This window comes from Mesonia algae (assembly GCF_003253545.1).
Taxonomy (GTDB): domain Bacteria; phylum Bacteroidota; class Bacteroidia; order Flavobacteriales; family Flavobacteriaceae; genus Mesonia; species Mesonia algae.
In genome coordinates, this window is the sequence record NZ_QKYV01000005.1 from 145,792 (window position 1) to 171,559 (window position 25,768).

Here is a 25,768-nt window from a genome sequence, read left to right on the forward strand (position 1 = left end):
CTATGTATCAATCTCAAAAATCTATGGCTTTAGGAGGGCAGCCACCAAAAGCGCTTTCTACCCTACAAAAAGTAGCAGTAAGCTTGGGGATGTTAGGATTACTTATATTAGTTCTAGCAGCTTTTCAAGTACACTTACCTCAAAAAAGTCTTTGGTTAACCATTGCTTTAGGTGGGATAGGAGGCGGAGTTGTTTTATTTTCCGCAGCAGCATATAAAAATAAATTAGCAGGAATTAAAAATGACGGGGTTTGGTTTAAATCTATATCTAGTAGAGGCTTATGGGCTTGGCTATTTGGGGTTTTACTTACAGGTTTTTACGTTATTTTATATTTTTTCCCGGCCTTAATAGGACTTAGAAGTGAGGGTGATAACGTCGGTTTAATTGCACTTTTTGATCCGTTAAGTAAAGCGTTAAGTGGCAATCCTGCGAGCCAATGGTTTGTTTATGGTACGCTTTATACTTTAGCTATACTTTCTTTTGGGATTAAATTTTTATGGAAATACCGCCACAGTCGTTATGAAAAGCTTAGAACAATTTCGGTTATGTTTTTTCAAACTGCTTTTGCTTTTTTAATTCCAGAGTTTATGGCTCGTCTCAATGGAGAAGGGTTTTCACTTCCTTATTACGACCTAAAAAACATCTGGCCTCTCAATTATTATAATTTTGAACAGTATCGTGTAGATGACTTTATAAGTGCAGGAACTGTAGGTGTTGCATTACTTATTTTTGGAGTAGCTTCAATTTTTATTATTACTCCAATCCTTACTTACAAATATGGTAAACGTTGGTATTGTTCTTGGGTTTGTGGTTGTGGAGGTTTAGCCGAAACTGCTGGAGATTCTTTTAGGCATTTAAGTGATAAAAGCACATTTGCTTGGAAAGTAGAAAGATGGGTTGTTCATAGTGTGGTAGTCTTTGTGGTTTTAATGACCACCGCTGTAGTATATACTTATTTAGGATACGATCCTCAAAAATATTGGCTTACCAAAGATGTTTTCTTGTTGCTTGTAGGAGGTTTGTTAACCGTAGTATTTGCTTGGGCAATGATTTTTAAGCGTAAAGAATTAGAAAAAGATGCTCAATACGGTGCTATAGGTTATATGGTTATTATAGCCAGTTTAATTGGAATACATTTTTTTAGCGGAAATAATTTATTTTTATTTCAAGCAGAAACACTTAGATCTACTTACGGTTTCCTTATCGGAAGTATTTTTAGCGGAGTTATAGGTACTGGTTTTTATCCCATTTTTGGAAACCGAGTATGGTGTCGTTTTGGATGTCCTATGGCAGCTATATTAGGATTTCAGCAACGTTTATTTTCGAAGTTTAGAATTACTGTAAATGGCGGACAATGTATTTCTTGTGGAAACTGTTCTACCTATTGTGAAATGGGAATAGATGTGCGTGCTTATGCTCAAAAAGGAGCAAACATCGTACGTTCTTCTTGTGTAGGATGTGGAATTTGCGCTGAGGTTTGTCCGCGTGGAGTTTTAAAACTAGAAAACGATTCCCTTGACGGAAGAATCAACCCTAAAGACGTACTTTTGGGCAATGATGTAGATTTAATGAACTACGTGAATCACAAGTAATGACCCCAAAAATTAAAGTGATTATTCCTGCATTTAATGAGGAAGAATCTATAGGTTTAGTAATTAAGGATATTCCTGACTATGTAGAAGAGGTTATTGTCATAAGTAACAATTCTACAGATAGAACCGAAGAAAACGCCGCCAAAGCCGGTGCTACTGTTCTCAAAGAACCACGAAAAGGTTATGGTTATGCATGTCTCAAAGGAATGAATTTCATTGCCGAACAAGGTACTGTCCCAGATATTATAGTATTCTTAGATGGAGATTATAGCGATTATCCCGAGCAGCTTACTCAGCTCATAGCGCCTATCATAGAAAAAGATATAGATTTTGTAATTGGAGCTAGAGTGAAACGATTACGGGAAGCAGGTTCTATGACCCTCCCTCAAATTTTTGGAAACTGGTTAGCTACTTTTTTAATGAAACTTTTATTTGGTTCAAAATTCACAGATTTAGGTCCGTTTAGAGCCATAAAGTATCATAAACTACTTGCACTAGCTATGGAAGATAAAACCTATGGGTGGACGGTAGAAATGCAATTAAAAGCATTAAAGAAAGACTTTTCTTATCAAGAAATTCCTGTAAAATATAGAAATAGAATAGGAGTGTCTAAAGTTTCGGGAACAGTAAAAGGAGCGGTGATGGCCGGGGTTAAAATTTTAGGTTGGATTTTTAAATATGGTTTTAAAAAATGATTTTTGAATTAATCCTTGTAGGTATATATGGTTTATGCTTAGTGTTGGTTTTTTTATATGCCATAGCACAATTAGGCTTATATTTTAATTACATCAAATCTAAAAAAAAATCCGCGAAAGCTTTACAATATGACTTCTCCAATTGTGAGGAAATTCCGTTGGTAACCATACAACTTCCGTTATACAACGAAATGTATGTGGTAGAACGTTTATTAAAAAATATAGCTTGTATAGATTACCCTCGAGAAAAATTAGAAATACAGGTTTTAGATGACTCTACAGATGAATCTTTGATGAAAACACGACAGATTATCGAAGGTTTAAAAAAAGAAGGTTTAGACATACAACACATAACTAGAGTTAAGCGTACAGGTTTTAAAGCTGGAGCTTTAAAAGAAGGATTGATAAATGCAAAAGGGGAGTTTATTGCAATTTTTGATTCCGATTTTTTACCACAAAAGAATTGGTTATTAAAAACCATTCCATTTTTTAAAGATCCCCAAATTGGAGTTGTACAAACCCGTTGGGGGCATCTTAATAGAAACTATTCCATTTTAACACGTATTCAAGCTTTTGCATTAGACTTTCACTTTATTTTAGAACAAGTAGGAAGAAGTTTTGGTAACCATTTTATTAACTTTAATGGTACTGCGGGCGTTTGGAGAAAAGAATGTATTCTCGATGCAGGGAATTGGGAAGGAGATACTTTAACCGAAGATTTAGATTTAAGTTATAGAGCACAGCTTAAAAATTGGAAATTTAAATACCTTGAAGAAGTAGAGACTCCAGCCGAATTACCCGTAGCCATTAGTGCTGCTAAATCTCAACAGTTTAGGTGGAATAAAGGCGCAGCAGAAAATTTCCAAAAACTTTATTTTCAAGTTCTTAAAAACTCTCAAGTATCGTGGAAAACTAAATTTCATAGTCTTTTTCACTTATTAAATAGCAGCATGTTTTTAATCGTACTTACTATAGCTATTTTAAGTGTACCCATACTTTACATTAAAGCCAATCATCCCAATTGGAACTTTCTATTTTACGGTCTTGCTTTTTTTGGCATAAGTACTTTTATTTTTTTAATAAGTTATTGGCTTACTTATACCAAAATTCACGGTAGCGGATTCAAAAATTTCATCAATTTTATAGGTTTATTTTTTACATTTTTTTCGGTAGCGTTAGGGCTTTCTGTTCATAATTCTATTGCCGTTTTAGAAGGTCATTTTGGTAAGAAATCTGAATTTATTAGAACACCAAAATTTAATATTTCTAAAAAAGATGAGGTGTGGAAAGCCAATAAATATCTACAAAGAGAGTTTTCTTTCGCACAAGTTATTGAAGTGATATGCTTACTTTATTTTGGTTTTGCTATATATAGTGCTTTTAAAGTGAATGATTTTGGATTACTTATTTTTCATGCTATGCTTTTTATGGGCTTTGGTTTCGTAATTTTAAAATCTTTGTCATTTAGAAATTAATGTGGAAAGCACTATACATAAAATATAAAACACCACTTCTATTTTCAATCATATTATCGGTTTTGTATGCATCTTTCGCTTACGATTTAGAGAGGTATGATTTTATTAAGCTTATCTCCATTTTCACCGCGTTATTTTTTCTCACCTACAAATTAATTCAATTTAATCATGGCAATTTTAAATTTCTATTGCTGGTAGGAATAGTATTTAGATTGGTTTTTATAAGCGCATTGCCCAATTTATCACAAGATTTTTATCGGTTTATTTGGGATGGTCGGTTAATTGCAAATTTCATAAATCCCTACCTATTCACACCAAATGAGTACCTCTTGAATGGCTATAATTATATCGCTCAAGCGGAAACTTTAACAAGAGAAATGGGTTCGTTAAGCGTGGGTAATTTTAGTAATTATCCACCCATCAATCAATTAATTTTTGGAGTCGCAGGATTATTTTCTAAAACCTCTATTTTAGGATCGATTATCATTTTTAGAATTATAATACTTGCTGCCGATATTGGAATCTTATTTATAGGACGTAAAATCTTAATAAAAATAGGAAAAGACCCGAAGCATATTTTTTGGTACTTTTTAAACCCTTTTATACTTATAGAACTTACTGTAAACCTTCATTTTGAAGGAGTAATGTTATTCTTTTTTCTAGCTTCTATGTATGCTTTGATAAAAAATGAATGGTTAATCTCAGCCATTTTATTGGGAATTTCGGTTTCCGTAAAGCTTTTACCTCTACTTTTTCTTCCTTTGTTGTTTCAATGGTTTGTCAATAAAGATAAAAGCATTGACTGGAGAAAGAATATTTTTAAACTAAGTCTCTACTATGGAGTAGTATTTACTACCGTTGCAATTACTTTTCTACCTTTTATATCTCAAGAGCTGATTCAAAATTACAGTCATACTATTGGACTTTGGTTTCAAAAGTTCGAATTCAATGCGAGTGTCTATTATCTTTTTCGGTGGATAGGATATCAATTAGTCGGCTGGAACACGATTGCGACTCTAGGTAAAATACTGCCAATAATCGTATTGATTACCGTACTAACATTAGCATTTTTTAGAAAAAATACTTCCGTAAAGCAATTATTTAGTGCAATGCTTATAGGTAGTTTTTGCTACTTTTCCTTGTCTACTACAGTGCATCCGTGGTACATCGCAACCCCTTTATTATTGAGTATTTTCACTCCTTATCGTTTTGCAATATTGTGGAGCTTTATGGTCTTTTTTAGCTATTCAGCCTATACTATTGATGGGTTTCAAGAGAATTATATACTTATTACTTTAGAATATGGGGTTATTTTTATTTTCGCTTTCGCGGAATTTTTTCCTACTCTGAAGCAGAAGATGTTATCCCAATATAAACATTTCGTACATAAATAAAAGATCCGCCCAAATGCGAGGCTAAAAGTACAGGATCTTCTCTGTAAATTGCATACACCAAGACAATAGCTGATCCCACTAAACTCAGCCACCAAAAACCTAAAGGCAAACTAGACTTTTTCTTATTCTCAGAATATACCCATTGGTAAATAAATCTAAAGGTATATACCAACTGACCGACAATTCCTGTTATGAGTAGCCAGGTGCTAATTCCATTATTTTCTTGTTGAGAAAACATAAGGTTGTAGTCAATATCAGCACCAAAAATGCCGTACCAAACCGCAAAAAATGGAAAACCGATCACAATAAACTTAAAAATAAATGACGAAGGTTTCCACTCTTTTTGAAGAATAAGGTTACGTATAAAAACAAAATAGATAATTGCTTGTCCGAGCATTATTGAAAAATCCCGACGTAAATACCCATAGAAAAAGAAAATAATGGCGGCTATTAAACTAAGCTTCCAAAAGATGACAGGGGTTTTTAATTTTTTAGCTTTTTCAGATTGAAACCATTGAATAATAATTCGAGAAGCAAATAGAATTTGCGCGGTAAAACCAATACTGTAGATAATCCAATCGTGCATAAATAAAGAAATAGACTCGCAAATAAAACAAAATTTATTCAAGCGAGTCTAGTATTTGGTAAAAGCTTAAGACTTATTCGTTCTCTTTAGTTGATAAACGTCAGGTCTTCGATCTTTTAAATTGTGAACACTACCAAAGGTATGTAGTTCACGTAATAAATCTACATCTACATCGGCTACCAAAATCATTTCTGTATTGGGAGTAGCTTCTGCTTTTATTCCGTTAGACGGAAAAGAAAAATCACAAGGTGTAAATACCGCCGATTGTGCATATTGAATATCCATGTTATGAACATTAGGTAAATTACCAACGCTACCAGCAATGGCAACATAACATTCATTCTCTACAGCTCTGGCTTGTGCACAAAGACGAACACGGGAATAACCATTTTGAGTATCAGTTAGGAAAGGGACAAATAGAATGTCCATTCCTTCATCAGATAACAAACGAGAAAGCTCTGGGAATTCTACATCGTAACAAATAAGAATCCCTATTTTACCACAATCGGTGTCGAATGTTTTTAATTCATGACCGCGTTGCATTCCCCAAATTTTAGCTTCATCTGGTGTGACATGTATTTTTTCATAGCGTTCAACGCTTCCGTCTCTTTTGCACAAATACCCCACGTTGTAAAGGCTGCCATTAATTATTTCGGGCATGCTTCCCGAGATGATATTAATGTTATAAGAGATAGAAAGCTCAGATAGTTTTTCTTTTACTGTCTCGGTGTAACTTGCTAACTCTCGAATCGCATCGGGTTCAGAAAGGTGATTGTATTTTGCCATGAGCGGCGCATTGAAAAACTCTGGAAACAAAGCAAAATCAGATCGATAACCTGCAAGGCTATCAATAAAATATTCAGCTTGTTGCATTAAATCGTCCATGTCTTTGTATGAACGCATTTGCCACTGAATTAAACCTAATCGTACCACACTCTTATTCGCCGATGGCTTTTTTGTGGGTTTAGTATAATAAATATTATCCCATTCCATCAACACAGCATATTCTCCCGAAGCTTTATCGCCTTCTAAATAGCCTTTTAAAATACGTACAGGGTGAAAATCATTAGAAAGCTGAAAGTTAAGTACAGGATCGTGTATTTCTTTTGCTTTTACTTTATCAATATACTGTTTTGGGGTAAGTTCTTTTGCAAATTTATGGTAATTAGGAATCCTACCGCCAAACACGATTCCCTTTAAATTCAGATTCTCACAAACCTCTTTTCGGTAATCGTATAAACGTCTTCCCAAGCGTAAACCACGATATTCAGGTTTAATAAAAACATCAATTCCGTAAAGGGTATCTCCATTCTTATCGTGAACTTTAAAATTATCACCTCCTACAATATCTTGATAGGTATGATGATCTTCTACATCGTCTAATTCTACAATCATAGAAAGAGCGCAACCTGCAATATCACCATTAATTTTAATTACAATTTGCCCTTCTGGAAAAAGTGAAATTAATTGCCCAATTTCATCTAACTTCCAGTAGGAGTTGGGCATCGAGCCATAAGAGGAAACCGTAGCCTCTTTTAATTCTTCAAAATCCTCGATGGTGAGGTATTTTAACTCAATGTTTTCTATTTTATCCATAGTTGAATTTTATTTATTTGGGCGCTACCCAAGGGTCGGGCTTTCGGCAGTCGCTTTTAAGTTTTGCTGAGGCAAAAATTAAAGAGCTTCAACAATCGCCTTAAATATATTCACGAACTCCATAAAAACTGAATTAGTGAGTAATCCCTAGCGCAAAAAAGCTTTTCTTATAAATATTGTTATACAAGAAAGCGGAGCAACGTAAAAAAAATCATTTTTAAATTACTCCGCTTTTTTAATTTTAGCTTGTGCTACATATCTAATAAATAAGCAAAAATAAGCGGAGCTACAATGGTAGCATCACTTTCTATAATGAACTTAGGAGTGTCTAAATCTAATTTTCCCCAAGTAATTTTTTCATTAGGTACTGCTCCCGAATACGATCCATAACTGGTGGTAGAATCTGAAATCTGACAGAAATAGCTCCAAAATGGAGTGTCTGTTCTTTCCATATCTTGGTAAAGCATAGGAACTACGCAAATAGGAAAATCTCCTGCAATACCACCTCCAATTTGGAAGAAACCAATTCCGTTTTTAGAATTATCAGTGTACCAATCTGCAAGAAAAGTCATGTATTCTATTCCAGATTTTACTGTACTAGCTTTTAACTCTCCTTTCATAACATAGCTGGCAAAAATGTTTCCCATAGTACTGTCTTCCCACCCTGGAACAACAATAGGTAAGTTTTTTTCCGCGGCAGCGTACATCCAAGAATCTTTAAGGTCTATTTCATAATATTCTTCAAGAACACCACTTAAAAGCAATTTATACATATACTCATGTGGAAAATAACGTTCGCCATTTGCTTCTGCATCTTTCCAGATTTTTACAATATGTTTTTGTAACCTTCTAAAAGCTTCCTCTTCGGGAATACAAGTATCGGTAACTCTATTAAGTCCCTTTTCTAATAAACCCCATTCTTCTTTAGGAGTTAAATCGCGATAATTAGGAATTCTTTTGTAGTGACTGTGCGCTACTAAATTCATAATATCTTCTTCTAAGTTAGCTCCGGTACAAGAGATGATTTGCACTTTATCTTGGCGAATCATTTCTGCAAAGATCTTCCCTAACTCTGCGGTACTCATAGCTCCTGCTAAAGAAACTAACATTTTTGCACCTCCGTTAAGTTGATCTTCGTAAGCTTTTGCAGCATCTACAACACTTGCAGCATTAAAGTGCAAGTAATATTTTTCTATAAATTGAGATATGGCTCCTTTATTCTTCATCGTCATTTTCGTTATGGTTTTCGTATTTAAATTTGTAGCTCAACATTTTGTAGTAAAGTTTTGCGGCTAAAAAATCTGAAGATTTCTCTTCTTTATTAGGGCAAAGTTCTACAATATCAAAACCTACTACATTTTTCTTTTTAAAGATAAGTTTTAAAAATTCTAAGGTTTCATACCAAAAAAGTCCGCCTGGTTCTGGGGTCCCTGTGCTAGGCATAATAGAAGGATCGAATGCATCTAAATCTATCGTTAAAAATACATTAGGTGTCATTTGCCCAATGGCATCATCCATCCAATCTTCATATAGATCGTGAGCGAAATAGACTTGGTTTTCATCCATATACTCCAATTCTTCTCCGTCCATAGAGCGAATACCTACCTGAATAAGATTCGTGGTTTTACTCGCTTCGTGAACCGCACAAGCGTGATTGCAAGAAGAGCCTTCGTATTCTTTGCGAAGGTCTGCATGAGCATCTATTTGTACCACGGTTAAATCTGGAAAAGCCTCATTAAAAGCTCTAATGCTACCTATAGAAATTGAATGTTCGCCTCCAAAAAGAGTAACAAATTTATCTTGTTTAATGTAGTTTTTAGTGGTCTTATGCACTGCTTCTACCATTTTTTCTGGTGAAGTATTTTCGGTAACAGGAGGAGTTAAATAAACTCCTTTCTTGTAAACCTCAGATCGTGTTTCAATATCGTATAATTCCATATTTTCTGAAGCATCTAGAAAAGCTTGCGGACCTTTGTCTGCTCCCTTTTGCCAGGTGCTAGTCCCATCGTAAGGAACCGGAATTAATACCACTTTTGCTTCATCTAAACGAGCATATTTGTCTGGAATGCCAGCATAATTTTTTTTAGTTGTCATCGTAGCCTAAAATTTTAAGTAAGTCTTCACTTTTTTGTTGGTTGCTAAATAATTTTGTGGTGATGTTGCCATCTTTATCTTTATCGATTAAAATGTGTTTAGGGCTAGGAATAAGACAGTGTTGTAATCCTCCAAAGCCTCCAATACTTTCTTGGTAAGCTCCCGTATTAAAGAAGCCTATATAAAGAGGTTTTTCTTTTTTGTATTTGGGTAAATAAATAGCGTTCATATGCTGTTCACTATTATAATAATCATCACTATCGCAAGTTAAACCGCCTAGCAAAACCCTTTCATACTCATCTTCCCATCGGTTTATAGCCAACATAATAAAACGCTTGTTAATGGCCCAAGTATCTGGTAGAGTAGTAATGAAAGATGAATTGATCATGTTCCATTTTTCACGATCATTTTGTTGCTTTTGGTAAAGCACTTCATAAATAGCTCCGCCGCTTTCTCCTACCGTAAAGCTACCAAATTCAGTAAAAATATTAGGAACAGGAACTTCTGCCTCTTCACAGAAATTATTAATTTGATTAATAATCTCATCAATCATATATTGATAATCATACTCAAAGTGCAGAGAGTTTTTTATAGGAAAACCACCGCCAATATTAAGACTGTCAAGTGTCGGGCAGATTTTTTTTAATCTAACATACACTTTTAAACATTTTACAAGTTCGTTCCAATAATAGGCAGTATCACGAATACCAGTATTGATGAAGAAATGAAGCATTTTAAGCTCTACTTTCTCATTATTCTTAATTTGATCTTCGTAAAACGGAACAATATTTCGGTAACCAATTCCTAATCTTGAAGTGTAAAACTCGAATTTTGGTTCTTCTTCTGAAGCAATACGAATTCCAATCTTGAAATCCTCTTTTACTTCTTCCGAAAGTAAATCTATTTCTTCATAATTATCAATAATAGGAATACAGTTAGAATGCCCATTGTTAATTAGTCTTGCGATGTTAGAGACGTATTGAGCACGCTTAAAACCATTACAAATGACAAAGGTATCTTTATTGATTTTACCTTTTTTCATCATTTTCTCAACAATATCAATATCAAAAGCAGATGATGTTTCAATATGAATATCGTTGGTAAGAGCTTCATCTAAGACATGCTGAAAATGGGAACTCTTCGTACAATAGCAATAGTTATAATTACCCTTATAATTATTCTTTTCGATGGCGTTATTAAACCAGCCTTTAGCTCGTTGAATATTCTCTGAAATTTTAGGTAAATAGGTGAACTTTAATGGAGCGCCATATTCTTTAATCAATTCCATTAAGTTAATGTCGTGAAATTCTAAGTTATTATCTTTTAACTTAAATTCCTCTTGAGGGAAATAGTAGGTTTGACTTATAAGGTCAATATACTTTGTATTCATTATGAGTTTTTAAAATATTAAGCATTACTTGAAATACCTGTAAAAGGTAAATATAAATTTATAAAAGAAGCTTAAATTAAAGTAAAATTTGAAGTTCAGAGGTTGGCTTAAAAGCTAACTTCTGGAAGAAAGTAAGTGTTGGAGAGGAAGTAAACTTAAAAAACCGGTTGCTTACCTTGTAAACTATTGTTATAAAAAACTTCCTGTTTTTTAACAATCCGAAATTTGAAAGAGAGTTCAATTAAATCTGTTAAATTCGAAACAAATAAAATCTATTTTTTATTACTGTGGAATAGGCTAAATGTTAAATTTTAGCATAAAAAAAGAGCCTTAAAAAAGACTCTTAATACGTTTAAGGTATTGATAATTATATCATTCCTAAATTAATCACTTCTTGTTTAGTTAAGTGGCGATAATTTCCTCTAGGTAAATCTTTCTTAGTTAAGCCTCCGTAAACTACGCGGTCTAATTTTACGATTTCATAACCTAATTTCTTAAATAAACGCTGTACAATGTGTTGGCGAGTACTTTTAAGTTCGATGCCCACTTGTCTCTTAGGTTGATTATCTACATAACTAATATCATCTACCTTTAGACTACCATCTTCTAAGGTGATACCTTCTCTAATTTTTTCTAAATCGATTTGGTCTAAGTTCTTATTAAGTTCCACATGGTACAGCTGTCTAATACCTTGTTTGGGACTCGATAAATTTTTAGCCATAGTGCCATCGTTAGTAAACAATAATAGTCCCATGCTACTGGTATCTAATTTTCCTACTGGACTCAGTTTAGATTTTGAGGCTCCGGCAACCAAATCCATAACGGTACGGTTGTTTCTTTCTAAGCTTCCGGTAACGTAAAAACCACTTGGTTTATTAAGTAGTACATACTCTTTACGCTCAGGAGTAATTTTTCTTCCGTCAAATTTAACTTCATCAGTAAGTTTAACTTTATAGCCCATCTCTGTAATGACATCTCCATTTACACGTACACTTCCTGCAGAGATGTATATATCTGCATCTCTACGAGAACAAACTCCCGCATTAGCAATGTATTTATTAAGACGCATTCCTGCTTGAGGATCTTTAACTTGTTGATCTACTTTTACTTTATTTTTTGGAGCAGATTTCCTGTCTTTATTAAAAGGCTTATCCTTCTTCTTCATATTTCCTTTTCCTGTATTTCTTGAGTTGCCCATAATGGTAATTTTTTGCAAAGGTACAATATAAATAAATGATTACCGTACTATTTATTTTTCTTAAAAAATTCTGTTAAGAACTATGTCGATATCAATTAATAAAATACTAAAAACACCCAGTACAATAATAAGTTTTAGCAAGTTATGCAAGAGTGTATATTGAAGTTTAGAAGTAGATTTCCATAAAAAATAGAGAAAAGTAATGAGTAAAAAGTAAGCTATTAAAAAGTAATAATACATATAACCTATATGAAAATCTTTAAACAAGAGAAGTAGAGTAGGTATAGAGGTAAGCATAACTAATGCAGTGGCAATTTTTTTGGTAAACCTAGCTCCATACACTACAGGAATAGTATGATATTCTTGCGTAAAGTCTCCTTTTAAATTCTCTAAATCTTTTACTAACTCCCTTATAGATATAATTAAAAATAAGTAGGTGGCATGAATGAAAATAATAAGGTCGAAGTTTAAATAAAATACAAACACAACAAAAAATGGAGCTACAGCAAGAATAGAAGCAGTTAAATTACCTATAAAAGGATATTTTTTAAGCTTGTGTGAGTAAAACCATAAGAAAAATATATATACAGAAAAGAACAATACCGCTTTAAAGGAAACATAACTTGCTAGTATAACCGATAAAAAATTGAGTGTAAAGTAAACCGAAAGTTTAGTTTTCTGACTAATATAATTATCTAAAAAAGTTTTTTGCGGTCTGTTAATTAAGTCTTTTTCGGTATCATAAAAATTATTAATAATATATCCCGATGCAATCGCTAATGCGGAAGCAAAAACAATAATAAACAAATTAACATCAAATAAGACTTTGCCTAGTGGTTTATCTGGCGCTAAAATATAAATAGAGGTAAGATATTGAGCCGCTATAATAACTAAAATATTATAGCCTCTAACTACAGAGAACAAACTTGCTAATTTTAGCAGCAGATGCTTGCTCTTTTGCGAAGACATTTATAGTGTTTTAAAAATTGTAGACTACTTCTAATTTGTAATTCTTTAGGGCTTTTTGGGCTTTCTCTAAATCTTCGGTAAACCCTAAAATATAGCCACCGCCACCAGAACCACATAGTTTTAAATAATAGGCATTGGTATCAATCCCCTCTTTCCAAAGCTTGTGAAATTGCTTAGGAATCATAGGTTTAAAGTTATCTAAAACCACGTGCGAAAGTTGTTTAATATTTCCGAAAAGAGATTTTACATCACCTTTTAAGAAATCGTCTACACAAGCATCGGTATGTTTTACAAATTTATTTTTGAGCATTTGCCTAAAGCCTTCTTGCTTCATATTTTCCATAAAGATGTTTACCATAGGAGCAGTTTCTCCTACAATACCACTGTCCAATAAAAATACAGCACCTTTACCGTTTGTTGCTTGGGAAGGGATACCAGCAGCTTCAATATGATCTTTAGAATTAATAAGAATAGGTAAGCTTAAGTAACTATTTAAAGGATCTAATCCAGAAGATTTGCCGTGGAAAAATGATTCCATTTCTCCAAAAATAATTTTTAAGCTTAAAAGTTTTTCGCGAGTTAAACTTTCTAAAACCGTAATTTTTTCTTTTGCGTATTTTTCATAGATCGCAGCAACTAATGCACCACTACTCCCCACACCATAACCTTGAGGGATACTACTGTCAAAATACATTCCTTCTTGAATATCTTTTTCTAAAGCTCCAAAATCGAAAGTAACTAAGTTAGGTTTTTCTACTGCTAAATCTTTTAAATATGCTGCAAATCGATTTAAATTTTGATTTGATTTTAAATGCTGTCCGCTAAGGGAATCACTAGATTTTAAAGCTCCATTATAAAAATTATAAGGAATAGATAAACCTTTTGAATCTTTTATAATGCCGTATTCACCAAATAATAAAATCTTTGAATAAAATAGTGGTCCTTTCATAGTATCGATTTAATGCTTTAAAGCAAAATTCTTTAATTATAAGGGTTTTGCTCCGAAGCCTACCTCATCACAAATATACATCCCTTTTTGACAATAACCAACTAACTGATTCTTAATGAAATCTAAAACTTTAGCTTTTTCATTCTCTGGGTATAAAACATGTACATTAGCGCCCGCATCTAAAGTAAAACAGATTTTACTTTTATGTGTTTCTCTATATTCCCAAATTTTATTAATAATCTCTAGCGTATTGGGTTTCATGAGAATAAAGTAAGGAGAGCTACTCATCATCATAGCGTGCAAAGACAAAGCTTCTTGTTCTACTATGAATATAAATTCATCTAAGTTTCCAGATTGCAAAACGGTTAATATTTTCTCTAAATTGCTGTTGGCTTGTAAAAACCTTTGTTCAGCAAAAGGGTGATTGTACATTAAATTATGTCCAACCGTACTACTTACTTGCTTTTCTCCGCGATCAACTAACAGTATGGTATCTTGATAATTTTTAAAAACTTCATGAACCTTATCAGAAAATTCTACCCCATATAAATTAGAACTTTTATTTACTGCGGTATGTTCTCCCCAAACAACTAAATTTCCTTTAATACTTCTTGCGGCACTCCCAGAACCTAGACGAGCTAAAAATGAAGCTTTTTGATTAAAAAAATCATCAGTCATAACGGAATTTGCTTGTCGTTCTAATGCTAATAAACATAAAGCTAAAGCGCTCATTCCGCTGGCAGAAGAGGCTATTCCGCTACTGTGTGGAAAAGAATTTTGAGTTTCAATTTTAAAGTGATAGTCTTTGAGAAATGGAAGGTACTTTTCTATACGTTCAAAAAATTTCTCAATTTTAGGTTCAAAACTTTCGGTTCTATTTCCGTCAAGGTACACTTCAAAAGAAAATTTTTGAGAACTATTTTTTTTCTGATAACTTAGTTGTGTGGTGGTTTTACAATGAGAAAGCGTAAAACTAATAGAACTATTTTTAGGTAATTGTTCGCCGTATTTTCCCCAATATTTTACCAAAGCAATATTACTAGGAGACTCCCATTTTACTTCTCCTTTTTCTGGAAGTTGGTAGCTTTTAGATGGAATAAATTGCTGCTCTTGCATAACCGCATTTTTTGTGCAAATATAATCTTCATAAGTGCATTTTTAATGAGATTGTAAAAATAAATTTATAAATTACACTTGTCTAATCCTTTAGGTGATATGAGTAGTAAGCTAAAACATATTTCGATATCTATATTAGTCTGTTTGTTAATAGGATTTATAGGAGCTATTGTAACACAATCTGGATTTGATAATTGGTACTTAAATATTCAACGACCTACGTTTAAACCTCCAAGCTGGATATTTGGTCCCGTTTGGACCGTATTATATATTTTAATGGGAGTGGCTTTGGGGCTAGTATGGGACAAAGGCTTACATCACGCTTGGGTTAAAACTGCTTTGTATCATTTTGGTTTTCTTCTTTTACTTAACACAGCTTGGTCTATTGTTTTTTTTGGTTTTAAATTGCCTATATTAAGTTTACTTATTATTGTCTCCCTATTAATACTTGTAATCTTTACTATTAAATGGTTTAAAGTAGTTTCTCCATTTGCTGCCTATTTGTTAATTCCCTATTTAATTTGGTTGGCATTCATTACATTGCTTAACTATGAAATTTGGAGACTTAATTAAAATAATATTATGAAAGAATGGTTTACGGCTTCGGCTACATCGTTGTATGCGATAATTTTGACAGCAATCGGAATTTACATATGTACAATTGTTTATACTCGCTTAGCGGGTAAACGTAGCTTTTCAAAAATGTCTAGTTTTGATTTTGCTATGACGGTAGCCATAGGTTCTATTTTAGCAACAACTATATTATCAAAATCTACTTCATTATTACAAGGTGCTATAGGATTGGCTTCGGTATATGTGTTACAACTATTTGTCGCTTTATTGAGAAGAAATAAGCAATTTCAAAGGTTAGTTGATAATAAGCCTGTATTGTTAATGGACGGACAAGAAATTTTACATGAGAATTTAAAAAAATCTCACGTTACCTTAGACGATTTAAAATCGAAACTTCGCGAAGCAAATGTATTAGAACTAAGTCAGGTTAGAGCGGTGATATTTGAAGCTACAGGCGATATTGCAGTCCTGCACACCAAAGATGAAAATCAACGAATAGAGGATTTTATTCTAGAAGATGTCAAGCGTTAATTTTGCTGAAGAAATCAATAATTTGTCGTATTTCTTTGTTCTAATTTATTGGCAAAAATAGCAATGACAATTAATTGCAAAATATGATAAAGCATAATAGGTATTAGAAAAATACCAGCATTAGGCGAATTGCCAAATAGAATTTTTAGCATAACACTCCCGTGCACTAAAGATTTTTTAGAACCGCAAAACTTGGCTGTAATTTGATCTTCTCTAGAAAAATGTAATCTCTTAGAGATATAATTTACTAAATAATACACTGTAAAGAAGAGAATAGCTACTCCAGTTAGTATCGCCAAGAAATCCCAAACAGTTAATCCGTTAAAAATATTAGCTTTAAAGGAATGACTAAAACTGTTATATACAATAAGTACAATAACACTTTTATCAAAGATTGTAATTTTACTTTTGTATTTATTTACTAATGTTTTAGTGAATTTATGCAATGCGAAACCTAAGAAAAGAGGAAGTAAAATTTGTATGCTAAGCTTAGCAATTACATCGTAAAAAGAAATACTTCCCTGAGTATCTTCCATAAAAAAACTTAGCCATAGCGGAGTTATCACCAAACCAATAATTCCCGATAAACTAGCATTAAAAATAGCTGCAGGAATATTTCCTTTGGCCAATGAAACCATCACAACAGAAGATGATACTGTAGAAGGTAATGCTGCTAAAAATAAAAAAGCTAACCAATAGGTTTGGTTTTCTCCTTCAGTAACTAAAGGATAGAAAGTTAATACCAGTAAGGGGAAAATTACAAAAGTAGCCGCTTGAATTAAGATGTGGAGTTTATAATTACGCATACCAGCTTTTAGTTCGGCTGTAGATAATTTTAATCCGTAGAAGAAAAAAATAAAACCAATTCCCACATCGGTTATAGTTTCTAACGGTAAAACTTCAGAAAGTTGAGGAAAAACATAGCCTAAAAATATGGCGACCAATAAAGCTAGAATAAACAGGTGTTTTTTCATTACCTATTGCTTATTTCTTGAGCGGCTATAAAACTGCTTGTCCAAGCGTTTTGAAAATTGAACCCGCCTGTGATGGCATCTATATTGGTTACTTCGCCAGCAAAAAACAAGTCTTTGTGTAATTTGCTTTCCATGGTTTTAAAGTTAATTTCTTTCAATTCTACACCTCCAGCAGTTACAAATTCTTCTTTAAAAGTGCTTTTTCCTTGAATATGATAAACACCTTGCGTTAGTTCTTTTACTAAAGCTTGTAATTCTTTATGGCTTACTTCTGCCCAAATTCTATTTTCGGGAATACTGGCCACTACTAATTTTTGCCATAAACGTTTAGGTAGATCAAATTGGGCGTAGGTAGCCATTTGTTGTTTAGGATTTTGCTTTTTTAATTTTAAAAGTTGCTCTAATGTCGCTTCCGCGGAAGCGTAGCCAAGCCAGTTAATTTCTAACTGAAACTGATAGTTTTTCTCAAAAAGCCTTTGAGCTCCCCATGCCGAAAGTTTTAAAATTCCAGGTCCGCTAAACCCCCAATGCGTAATAAGTAAAGGACCCTCGCTCTCTAATTTTTCTCCAACCACCTTAACGGAAGCAAAAGTGCTAATTCCTGCTAAACCTTCTACACGAGAATCTCTGGTGTTAAATGTAAATAAGGAAGGGACAGGACTAATTATTTGATGATTTAAATGTTGGAGTTGATTCCATATTTTTGGATTACTACCTGTAGCAATAACCAGTTGTTGGGCTTGGTAATGACTAGATTTACAAGTTATTTTCCATAATTCGCCTTCTTTTACAAAATCTTTTACGGGTTCTAAGGTGTTTATTTTGATGTTTAAATCTTGGGTTCTTTGCAAGAAACAATCAATAATGGTTTGGGAAGAATCAGATACAGGGAACATTCTTCCATCTTCTTCAATTTTAAGTTCTACACCTTGTTTTTCGAACCATTCAATCGTATCTCCTGTCATAAATTGATGAAAGGGTCCTAGTAACTCTCGTTCTCCTCTAGGATAGTTTTTTACCAATTCTTGCGGAATAAACTCTGCATGAGTGACATTACAACGTCCTCCACCAGAAATTTTTACTTTGGTAAGCACCTCCTTACCACGTTCTAGAATTAGAATATTTTTGTTTGGGTTATGTTCGGCAATTTGAATGGCGGTAAAAAAGCCAGCTGCACCACCACCCACAATAATAACATCAAATACATTTCGCATACGACAAAGATAGAATGCTATTAAAAACAAAAAGAAAAGTTTTCACTTTTCTTTTTGTAGACAGTTTAAATTTTACCTCTTATTGAATAATCAATTTTGTAAAAGCTTTTTTCTTGTTATTCTTAAATTCTAATAGGTAAAGCCCAGAAGATAAATCTGTGTTAATCTCATTAAGGTTGTTTGTCAATGAAAATGTTTTTATCTTTTTTCCGTTAAGGTTATAGATCGTTAATTGTTGAAAATTCTGTGTGTTTTCTATAGAAAAGTTTCCAAAAGAAGGATTGGGGTAAACATTAATTTGTAAAGTCTCGTTAGAAGAAGCACTAAAATCGGCACAAGTAAAAGGAGTAAAAATTACTTCTCCTAAAGATGCATCATCTGTTTGATGAAAAATATATGGCTCAACTGCATTAGCATCACTCAAGGTAATATCTTCTTCCCAGCAGTTATAGACAGCCTGTATGGTATTATCGGTATTATTATAAAGCGCGTAAACAACTCCATTATTACCGTTTTCAGAAAAAATATTATCTCCAGGATCATTGAGGGTTCCTAAGTCGATAGAAGCTTCTCCTATAAGTGTAATTCCCCAAAGGTTGTTTCTAATCTCATTATTTCTAGCAACCACTGTTTGAGTCTCGGCATTTGAATTTAGAGAAATACCACTACCTCCAGAAAAAGGAAGGTTTTGAGTATTGTTGTCTTCAATAATATTGTTTCTTATGTAAGCAAATGAATTACCTCCAGCGATGGTTATACCATAACGGTTATTGGTTATGGTATTGTTGTCAATTATAGCTCTTACTTCTCCTCCCAAAATATTTGCTATGGCAATACCACCAATTAAATCTAAAGAAGTATCTCCCAAAATAGTGTTGTTAGTAATTCTTAAAGTATCTATACCTGTAGCTCCCATGTTTATTTGAGGTCTATTTAAGTTAGACTGGCTATTCCCTTCTAAGTAATTTCCTTTTATCGTTGCAGATACTGTTTGATTAGCTCCCGATGAAATAGCTGGTAAATCATTATATGTGAAATTGTTATTTTCTATAAGCGGAGCTCCGTTAGATAAAGAAACAACAGCTCCTGTTGCTACACCAGAAACATTATTAGAAAGAAAACTTTCGGTTAATGTAAAGTTGGGTGTGATAACTTTTAAACCTCCACCGTAGGTTATAGAGGTGTTATTAATAAGAACATCAGCATTTTGTTCAAATCTAAAACCTTCGTAAGGATTGGTATTATCAACTGCTTTGATTACAATTTGATCATTTCCTGCATCGCACGTAAAGAAACCTTCAATAGTAATTAAAATATCAGCAGCGATATTTAAAGTTTCGGGAGTACTAATTGTAAAAGTATCGGTAGGAGCTATAATTAAATCTTCCGTTAAGGTATACTCCGTTCCGTTGTAACTCAATGTACTCGGACTTAGATTTAAGATATCGTTCAAATCGTAATTTCCTCCAATATTTGGAGTAGTATAGCTTTGAGCTGAAACTATCAACGTACAAGCTAAAAAGAGAAATAGTGTTGTAATTTTTTTCATAGTATAGTTTTAATGATAAAACTACGATTTTCTCTGCATAACAAAAAAAGGAATGAGATTGACTCAGGAAGTCGAAAATAGAAGTGGTTTCAAATCAATTAAGTAAGCAATTTAATTTTTTGATAATCTTTAGGTAATCTACGCCTAAAAATACTCTATTAAGTTTACTGCATAACTTTTATCACTTATGCGACTTTCTTTTAAAACACTTAGTTTTTTTTTGTCTTGCTTGCTTGTTATGCTATTTTTTGTCTTTTCTTCTTTTTCTGAAAAAACTGATTATCTGTATAAAAGTAATAGATTTTGGGCTTATGCAGATGAGCTACAAACGTCTTTGGTACATTTAGATTCGACTGCTAATGCTTATAAATTACATACAACAGAAATTGAAAATGTAAGGGCGGCAGTTAAATTGGCTCGACTTTCTTATAAAAAGATTGAGTTCTACTTAGCTTTTTACCATCAAGAATATGTAAACGAACATATTAATGGAGCACCTTTATTACATATAAAAAAATCGGGTATGCTGCCTGATGTTATTCCGCCGGAAGGCTTACAGGTATTAGATGAATTAGTTCATGAAGATGAGGAAAATTTAGACGCTAATCTAATCGCTTCTAATAGTAGAAAACTTTTTAATGCTTATCAATTATTATATAAAGGCTTAAAAACAAAAACAATTGAACCCGAGAACGAAATTGCTGCTATGCGATTGGGGTTGGTTAGAATTTTCACATTGGGAGTTACAGGTTTTGATACTCCAGGTTCACTCAACGTTATAGAGGAAGCTAGAGTCTCGATGGAAGCTATGAATGCCTTTTTAGAAGATTTTTATCAACATGCTCCGTCAAAAGAATTAAAAGAAGTAATTAGTCTTTTTTCTAAATCTATTCACTATTTAAAACAACCTACTTCTTTTGAAGATTTTGATAGACTGGTATTTTTAAAAACCTATATCAATCCTTTATATCAAAAATTAGGAAAATTAGAACAAAAAGAAGTTCCAGACTTTCTCTCTTATGTTTCTGCGTGGAATCCTAAGAGTAAATCTATATTTTCTGAAGATTTTCTTAACCCTTATTTCTTTACGGAATTAAAAAATGAAGAAGACTCTAAAGCCTTAAATAGCCTAGGAGAGAAACTTTTTTATGATTCCGCGTTAAGCGATAATCAACAAATAAGTTGTGCTTCTTGCCATAATCCTAAGTTAGCGTTTACCGATGGGCAACCAAAATCATTAAGTAATATAGAAGGGAACACGGTGTTAAGAAACTCTCCCACATTACTTAATGCAGTTTATGCCGAACGGTTTTTCTATGACCTACGAGCTTTTTCGTTAGAGCAGCAAGCAGAGCATGTTATTTTTAATCCAGAAGAATTTAATACTGCCTACGATGCGATTTTAAAAAAATTGACAAGCAATGGAGTATATGCTAGTAGTTTTAAAAAGATTTTTGGTAAAGATCAAATTAATAGAGAAAACTTTTCTAAAGCTCTATCCTCTTATGTGCTTTCCCTAACCAGTTTTGATAGTGAGTTTGATAAATTTATAAACAATGATGATGTTACATTATCAAAAGATATAAAAAATGGTTTCAATTTATTTATGGGAAAAGCCAATTGTGCTACCTGTCATTTTCCACCTACTTTTTCGGGACTTGTACCTCCTTTTTATAGTGATTCTGAAAGTGAAATTTTAGGTGTCTTAAAAAATCCACAAACTCAAGAAGTTGTATTAGATAGTGATGAAGGCCGTTGGGAAAATAAAATTTTTGAAGAAAAAGCTTGGATCTATGAAAAATCATTTAAAACGACAACCGTAAGAAACGCTGGACTAACAGCGCCGTATTTTCATAATGGAGCTTACAATACTTTGGAGGAAGTTATTGACTTTTATAATGATGGAGGAGGAGAAGGCAAAGGCTTAAAAGTGATTAATCAAACCTTATCTCCAGATCCTTTAAATCTTTCTGATAAAGAAAAACAAGATTTAATAGCATTTATTAAATCTTTGAATGGAGAAGAAGCAGTAAAATTAAATCAATGATTTTACGTAAGCTGTTATTCTTTAGAGTTTTGATTAAAACCACTTAACAGGGAGTTTACATTCATAACTTTAATCTAAGGCTAACTTAACCTAGCTAACTTTTATATAAAATAAGCTTAAAGCGGAATTTAGGTCAAGTACATATTCAACCTCTACTTTTGACTTGAAATTATAAACCTCAAAAACTTTAACAATGAAAAAAAATTCCTTTCTAGGTCTTGTTGCACTTTCAGTTTTTTCTGTAGGAGTTCAAGCAAAAAATTTTAATGACAATTGTAGAGAGCTACCTCAAAAAGAATTAAACGAAAATTCTTCAGTAGTGCTATCAAGTGTTGAAACATTTATAAATACAGGAAGTCTGTGGTCTTACAATGATACAGGAGTAGATTTAGGTTCTTCTTGGAAAGATGCAAATTATGACGCGTCTGCTTGGGCAACAGGAAATGCTATTTTAGGATATGGAGATGGAGTAGAAACCACCGCTTTAAATTATGGTCCAGATGCAAATAATAAGTATCCTACGTATTACTTTCGTCATGAGTTTCAAGTAACTAATGCAGCTTCATATGAAGACTTAGTGTTAAATATCATGCAGGATGATGGCGTTGTGGTTTACCTTAACGGAACTGAAGTATCTAGGTTAAATATGCCTACAGGAGCTGTTACCTATAATACTTATGCAACTTCTACTGTGGGAGGTTCTAGTGAAGGTGAATATACCGCTATTAACCTAGTAAATAACTTACAAGAAGGTAATAATGTAATTGCTGTAGAGTTGCATCAAGCCACGGCTAGTAGCTCAGATTTGCGTTTTGATTTATACTTAGTAGAAGAATTTGTATCAAATTTTGACTGTAGCAATCCACATATTGGATGCTTTTCTTCTATAGTTCCTACCGCTCAACAAAGTCATATGATAATTCCTCAAGAACATCGTTTCCAAATGATCTTTAAACAAGGTGATGCTTATATGGATGGTAGTGGTAACGTCCCAGGAAATAATGACTTTACAGGATATGTGCCAATTAATGGGAGTAGTGAATTAGGTTATGTATCGGTTAATCATGAAAATAACCCTGGAGGAGTTTCAATTTTAGATGTAAACTTTAACGATCAAACTTTATTGTGGGAAGTAAGCAATACGAGACCAGTAGATTTATACAATACCGCTTTGGTAACTACGGTAAGAAACTGTTCGGGTGGAGTAACACCTTGGGGAACCGTGGTTACTGCAGAAGAGTCTACTAATGGTGGAGATGTTAACAACGATGGGTACGAAGATGTGGGATGGTTAGTAGAAATTGATCCAGTAACTGCAGAAGTAATGGATTATGGAAATGGTCAAGAGAAACTTTGGGCTATGGGAAGAATGAAGCATGAGAATGTGGTAGTAAGCGACGATTCTACTACAGCTTATTATGGTGAAGATGGTGGTACAGATTGTGTGTACAAATATGTTATGGACACTCCTGGTGATTTAACTGCAGGTACCTTATATGTATTAGTTTTAGACGCACCGCTTGTAAATAATGATCCTACTTCTACAACCGCACAGTGGGTTCAAGTTCCTAATACAACCACTGCAGAAAGAAATAATGTAACCACGGCTGCAGCTGCTCTTGGCGGAACAAATTTTAATGGAGTTGAAGACTGTGAAATAAGTCCGCTTGACGGAAAAATTTACTTCACTGCTAAAGGAAAAAGTAGAACCTATAGATTTACAGACAACGGATCTACAGTTGCAAATTTTGAAACTTTTGTAGGAGGAATGAGTTACGAAATTTCATCTACACAAGGAAGTTATACAGAACCTTGGGGAGGAGGAAATGACAATCTTACTTTTGATGATAAAGGAAACCTTTGGGTATTACAAGATGGTGGTAACAATTACATTTGGGTAGTGCGTCCAGACCATACACAAACGACGCCTAATGTAGAGTTGTTTGCTTCTATGCCTGCAGGATCGGAGCCAACAGGATTAACTTTTACACCAGATTTTAAATATGGTTTCTTTTCTATACAACATCCAAGTGGCTCTAATGTAGCTCAACAAGATGCTACTTTTAATGATGTGACATTTAATGCTTCAGCAACGGTGGTATTTGCATTAAACGAGAATTTAGGAGCTCAAACACCAGTAAGTGATTTTATCGCAGATGAAGTTCTAGTTGAAGAAGGTGATGCCGTTACTTTTACAGATCTTACTTCTAACAATCCAACGACTTGGGAATGGACTTTTGAAGGAGGTACTCCAGCAACGTCTACAGATGAAAACCCAATGGTGACTTATGATACAGAGGGGATTTACTCGGTAACATTAAAGACGACTAATGTTGCAGGAAATAATGAGGTAATTAAAACTGATTATATCGTTGTAGAGGATGAGCTAAGTGCTGTAAGTAATTTGAAGGATATCGTAAGTATTTATCCTAATCCAACTCAGGGAAATGTATATGTTGGAATAAAAGATGTTTCAGGTCAGGATATAGAAATTCAGGTATTTGATCTTTTAGGAAGAAAAGTAACCGAAATCAACGGAATGCAAACAACAGGAAGCAAGCAAGAATTAAGACTCAACTTTTCTGAGTTTTCTAGCTCAGATCAATTGTATATCGTTGAGGTAAAAATTGGAAATAAAACAGCTAGATATAAAGTTTTAAAGTCTAACTAAAAACTTTTTTCAACCATGTTTATGGTAAGGATCGGTGCGAGGGCAAAGCATCGGTCCTTTTTTTCATTTAAAGATTATATATATGAAATACTTTAAAAATACTTTGATAATTTGTTTGTTCTGTTGTGCATGTAGTTTGTGCTCACATTCTATTTACGCACAAAGTGCAAATCCGTTAAGAAATAAAGTTTACGATAAATTAAATGTCGCTGTAGCGGAAAAAAATGATGTGAAGAGTCTCAATTTAAGAGATCAACAGTTATTTTTTATTCCAGAAGATTTAAAAGAATTTCAAGAATTAACGTTTTTAAATTTAATGCGAAATCATTTATCACATTGGGAGTCATCTCTTTTTCAGCTAAATAAACTCGAAACACTTAACTTAAAATTAAATTCCTTCCAGTACTTGCCTCAAGAAATAAGCGAACTAGATAATTTAAAATCACTAGATATAGCAGACAATTCTCTTGCACAAATACCGAGATCTATTGGAAAATTAAAGGAATTACAATTTTTACATTTATCTTCAAATTCATTAACTGCCTTACCAGAAGAAATAGGGGATTGTAAAAGTTTAGAGGTGCTAGAATTGGCACACAATCAACTTAGTTATTTACCGCAAAACATACGAGGATTAAAAAACCTGAAAACTTTAAAACTTGGTTTTAATCAGTTTCATGAATTTGATAGAGAATGGGCAAAGCTTAAGTCTTTAGAGGAACTTAACTTAGAACATAATAAATTAAGGAATTTGCCAGAAGAGATAAGGAATTTACGTCATTTAAAAATTCTTATCATAAATGATAATGAACTAAACGTATTACCAAAATTCTTTTCAGAATTAAAATCGTTAGAAATGCTTATAATTTCTAACAATGATTTAGAGAAATTTCCAGAAAAACTTAGCGGTTTGAAAAATATTCAAACATTAATAGCTGTGGGTAACTCTTTTAGTGATAGTGAAAAAGCAAGAGTTAAAGGTGAGTTACCAAAATGTAAAATTTATTTTTAATATTTAAAGGGCTAGATTTTTATTTTATTCAAATAAAAATCTAGCCTTTTTTTAAGAATACAGATACTTTTAGATACAGTAAATAAGAAAGGTTTAAGCTTAAGAAGCTTATACTAAATAAGAATTATAGAGTTTAGCTTGCA

Annotated in this window: 21 protein-coding genes; 9 read left to right on the forward strand and 12 right to left on the reverse strand. The window is 33.1% G+C overall.

Annotated features, from left to right (window positions below; all coding sequences use genetic code 11):
• Window positions 1-2 precede the first annotated feature (2 nt).
• From LX95_RS09960 to LX95_RS09975, 4 genes are read left to right on the forward strand one after another with little or no spacing between them, the layout of a single operon-like run.
• Entirely contained in the window at window positions 3-1,592 is a 1,590-nt protein-coding gene (locus tag LX95_RS09960; protein WP_111541302.1) for a 4Fe-4S binding protein, read from the forward strand.
• Window positions 1,592-2,287 (forward strand): glycosyltransferase family 2 protein, encoded by a 696-nt coding sequence (locus LX95_RS09965; RefSeq protein ID WP_111541303.1) that lies wholly within the window; start codon window positions 1,592-1,594, stop codon window positions 2,285-2,287. Before LX95_RS09960 ends, LX95_RS09965 begins: the two co-directional genes overlap by 1 nt.
• Entirely contained in the window at window positions 2,284-3,762 is a 1,479-nt protein-coding gene (locus tag LX95_RS09970; protein ID WP_111541304.1) for a cellulose synthase family protein, read from the forward strand. Before LX95_RS09965 ends, LX95_RS09970 begins: the two co-directional genes overlap by 4 nt.
• On the forward strand, window positions 3,762-5,156 hold the full coding sequence (locus tag LX95_RS09975) for a glycosyltransferase 87 family protein (protein ID WP_111541305.1): 1,395 nt from the start codon (window positions 3,762-3,764) through the stop codon (window positions 5,154-5,156). The genes LX95_RS09970 and LX95_RS09975 overlap by 1 nt, the downstream gene beginning before the upstream one ends.
• Here LX95_RS09975 and LX95_RS09980 read toward each other — a convergent pair.
• The 9 genes from LX95_RS09980 to LX95_RS10020 all read right to left on the reverse strand — a co-directional run bounded on the left by LX95_RS09980 (window position 5,104) and on the right by LX95_RS10020 (window position 15,054).
• On the reverse strand, window positions 5,104-5,784 hold the full coding sequence (locus LX95_RS09980; RefSeq protein ID WP_317047028.1) for a lipid-A-disaccharide synthase N-terminal domain-containing protein: 681 nt from the start codon (window positions 5,782-5,784) through the stop codon (window positions 5,104-5,106). The two genes, LX95_RS09975 and LX95_RS09980, sit on opposite strands and share 53 nt — an antisense overlap.
• Before the next feature lie 24 nt (window positions 5,785-5,808).
• Window positions 5,809-7,338 carry a carbon-nitrogen hydrolase family protein gene (locus LX95_RS09985; protein WP_111541307.1) on the reverse strand — a complete coding sequence of 510 codons (1,530 nt, stop codon included), beginning with the start codon at window positions 7,336-7,338 and terminating at the stop codon, window positions 5,809-5,811.
• 251 nt (window positions 7,339-7,589) lie between these two features.
• On the reverse strand, window positions 7,590-8,564 hold the full coding sequence (locus LX95_RS09990) for a deoxyhypusine synthase family protein (RefSeq protein ID WP_111541308.1): 975 nt from the start codon (window positions 8,562-8,564) through the stop codon (window positions 7,590-7,592).
• Complete coding sequence (speB, locus tag LX95_RS09995) at window positions 8,554-9,432, reverse strand: agmatinase (protein WP_111541309.1); 879 nt, start codon at window positions 9,430-9,432, stop codon at window positions 8,554-8,556. The genes LX95_RS09990 and speB overlap by 11 nt, the downstream gene beginning before the upstream one ends.
• Window positions 9,422-10,822, reverse strand: coding sequence for an arginine decarboxylase (locus LX95_RS10000; RefSeq protein WP_111541310.1), 1,401 nt, complete (start codon window positions 10,820-10,822; stop codon window positions 9,422-9,424). The genes speB and LX95_RS10000 overlap by 11 nt, the downstream gene beginning before the upstream one ends.
• A gap of 367 nt (window positions 10,823-11,189) precedes the next feature.
• A complete protein-coding gene (locus LX95_RS10005) occupies window positions 11,190-12,020 on the reverse strand; it encodes a pseudouridine synthase (RefSeq protein ID WP_370451150.1) in 831 nt (276 codons plus the stop codon).
• 60 nt (window positions 12,021-12,080) lie between these two features.
• Window positions 12,081-12,989: a geranylgeranylglycerol-phosphate geranylgeranyltransferase gene (locus tag LX95_RS10010; RefSeq protein ID WP_111541311.1), complete on the reverse strand. Its 909-nt coding sequence runs from the start codon at window positions 12,987-12,989 to the stop codon at window positions 12,081-12,083.
• A 10-nt stretch (window positions 12,990-12,999) separates the two neighbouring features.
• Complete coding sequence (locus LX95_RS10015) at window positions 13,000-13,938, reverse strand: mevalonate kinase family protein (RefSeq protein ID WP_111541312.1); 939 nt, start codon at window positions 13,936-13,938, stop codon at window positions 13,000-13,002.
• A gap of 36 nt (window positions 13,939-13,974) precedes the next feature.
• Window positions 13,975-15,054 carry a diphosphomevalonate/mevalonate 3,5-bisphosphate decarboxylase family protein gene (locus LX95_RS10020; RefSeq protein ID WP_111541313.1) on the reverse strand — a complete coding sequence of 360 codons (1,080 nt, stop codon included), beginning with the start codon at window positions 15,052-15,054 and terminating at the stop codon, window positions 13,975-13,977.
• A gap of 78 nt (window positions 15,055-15,132) precedes the next feature.
• Between LX95_RS10020 and LX95_RS10025 the strand changes: the two genes are divergently transcribed.
• Together LX95_RS10025 and LX95_RS10030 are read left to right on the forward strand one after the other, a co-directional pair.
• The gene (locus LX95_RS10025) at window positions 15,133-15,627 is read left to right on the forward strand and encodes a TspO/MBR family protein (protein ID WP_317047029.1); all 495 of its coding nucleotides are present in this window, start codon (window positions 15,133-15,135) and stop codon (window positions 15,625-15,627) included.
• Window positions 15,628-15,636: 9 nt separating this feature from the next.
• Window positions 15,637-16,158, forward strand: coding sequence for a DUF421 domain-containing protein (locus LX95_RS10030; protein WP_111541314.1), 522 nt, complete (start codon window positions 15,637-15,639; stop codon window positions 16,156-16,158).
• Between the two features lie 14 nt (window positions 16,159-16,172).
• Here the strand turns inward: LX95_RS10030 and LX95_RS10035 are convergent, their stop codons facing one another.
• The 3 genes from LX95_RS10035 to LX95_RS10045 all read right to left on the reverse strand — a co-directional run bounded on the left by LX95_RS10035 (window position 16,173) and on the right by LX95_RS10045 (window position 19,895).
• On the reverse strand, window positions 16,173-17,132 hold the full coding sequence (locus LX95_RS10035; RefSeq protein ID WP_111541315.1) for a bile acid:sodium symporter family protein: 960 nt from the start codon (window positions 17,130-17,132) through the stop codon (window positions 16,173-16,175).
• Window positions 17,132-18,346 carry a BaiN/RdsA family NAD(P)/FAD-dependent oxidoreductase gene (locus tag LX95_RS10040; protein WP_111541449.1) on the reverse strand — a complete coding sequence of 405 codons (1,215 nt, stop codon included), beginning with the start codon at window positions 18,344-18,346 and terminating at the stop codon, window positions 17,132-17,134. Before LX95_RS10040 ends, LX95_RS10035 begins: the two co-directional genes overlap by 1 nt.
• 79 nt (window positions 18,347-18,425) lie before the next feature.
• Entirely contained in the window at window positions 18,426-19,895 is a 1,470-nt protein-coding gene (locus LX95_RS10045; RefSeq protein ID WP_111541316.1) for a T9SS type A sorting domain-containing protein, read from the reverse strand.
• A 238-nt stretch (window positions 19,896-20,133) separates the two neighbouring features.
• Between LX95_RS10045 and LX95_RS10050 the strand changes: the two genes are divergently transcribed.
• The 3 genes from LX95_RS10050 (at window position 20,134) to LX95_RS10060 (ending at window position 25,625) form a co-directional block, all read left to right on the forward strand.
• Entirely contained in the window at window positions 20,134-21,942 is a 1,809-nt protein-coding gene (locus tag LX95_RS10050; protein ID WP_245924760.1) for a cytochrome-c peroxidase, read from the forward strand.
• A gap of 193 nt (window positions 21,943-22,135) precedes the next feature.
• Window positions 22,136-24,613, forward strand: a complete 2,478-nt coding sequence (locus LX95_RS10055) for an alkaline phosphatase PhoX (RefSeq protein ID WP_111541318.1) — start codon at window positions 22,136-22,138, stop codon at window positions 24,611-24,613.
• 82 nt (window positions 24,614-24,695) lie between these two features.
• Complete coding sequence (locus LX95_RS10060; RefSeq protein WP_111541319.1) at window positions 24,696-25,625, forward strand: leucine-rich repeat domain-containing protein; 930 nt, start codon at window positions 24,696-24,698, stop codon at window positions 25,623-25,625.
• The last annotated feature ends 143 nt before the right edge of the window (window positions 25,626-25,768 follow it).

Bases quoted from the DNA above. Each gene is read 5' to 3' on its own strand.
- LX95_RS09960 (WP_111541302.1), top strand. From the start codon at position 3: ATGTATCAATCTCAAAAATCTATGGCTTTAGGAGGGCAGCCACCAAAA.
- LX95_RS09965 (WP_111541303.1), top strand. From the start codon at position 1,592: ATGACCCCAAAAATTAAAGTGATTATTCCTGCATTTAATGAGGAAGAA.
- LX95_RS09970 (WP_111541304.1), top strand. From the start codon at position 2,284: ATGATTTTTGAATTAATCCTTGTAGGTATATATGGTTTATGCTTAGTG.
- LX95_RS09975 (WP_111541305.1), top strand. From the start codon at position 3,762: ATGTGGAAAGCACTATACATAAAATATAAAACACCACTTCTATTTTCA.
- LX95_RS09985 (WP_111541307.1), bottom strand. From the start codon at position 7,338: ATGGATAAAATAGAAAACATTGAGTTAAAATACCTCACCATCGAGGAT.
- LX95_RS09990 (WP_111541308.1), bottom strand. From the start codon at position 8,564: ATGAAGAATAAAGGAGCCATATCTCAATTTATAGAAAAATATTACTTG.
- speB (WP_111541309.1), bottom strand. From the start codon at position 9,432: ATGACAACTAAAAAAAATTATGCTGGCATTCCAGACAAATATGCTCGT.
- LX95_RS10000 (WP_111541310.1), bottom strand. From the start codon at position 10,822: ATGAATACAAAGTATATTGACCTTATAAGTCAAACCTACTATTTCCCT.
- LX95_RS10005 (WP_370451150.1), bottom strand. From the start codon at position 12,020: ATGGGCAACTCAAGAAATACAGGAAAAGGAAATATGAAGAAGAAGGAT.
- LX95_RS10010 (WP_111541311.1), bottom strand. From the start codon at position 12,989: ATGTCTTCGCAAAAGAGCAAGCATCTGCTGCTAAAATTAGCAAGTTTG.
- LX95_RS10015 (WP_111541312.1), bottom strand. From the start codon at position 13,938: ATGAAAGGACCACTATTTTATTCAAAGATTTTATTATTTGGTGAATAC.
- LX95_RS10020 (WP_111541313.1), bottom strand. From the start codon at position 15,054: ATGCAAGAGCAGCAATTTATTCCATCTAAAAGCTACCAACTTCCAGAA.
- LX95_RS10030 (WP_111541314.1), top strand. From the start codon at position 15,637: ATGAAAGAATGGTTTACGGCTTCGGCTACATCGTTGTATGCGATAATT.
- LX95_RS10035 (WP_111541315.1), bottom strand. From the start codon at position 17,132: ATGAAAAAACACCTGTTTATTCTAGCTTTATTGGTCGCCATATTTTTA.
- LX95_RS10040 (WP_111541449.1), bottom strand. From the start codon at position 18,346: ATGCGAAATGTATTTGATGTTATTATTGTGGGTGGTGGTGCAGCTGGC.
- LX95_RS10045 (WP_111541316.1), bottom strand. From the start codon at position 19,895: ATGAAAAAAATTACAACACTATTTCTCTTTTTAGCTTGTACGTTGATA.
- LX95_RS10050 (WP_245924760.1), top strand. From the start codon at position 20,134: ATGCTATTTTTTGTCTTTTCTTCTTTTTCTGAAAAAACTGATTATCTG.
- LX95_RS10055 (WP_111541318.1), top strand. From the start codon at position 22,136: ATGAAAAAAAATTCCTTTCTAGGTCTTGTTGCACTTTCAGTTTTTTCT.
- LX95_RS10060 (WP_111541319.1), top strand. From the start codon at position 24,696: ATGAAATACTTTAAAAATACTTTGATAATTTGTTTGTTCTGTTGTGCA.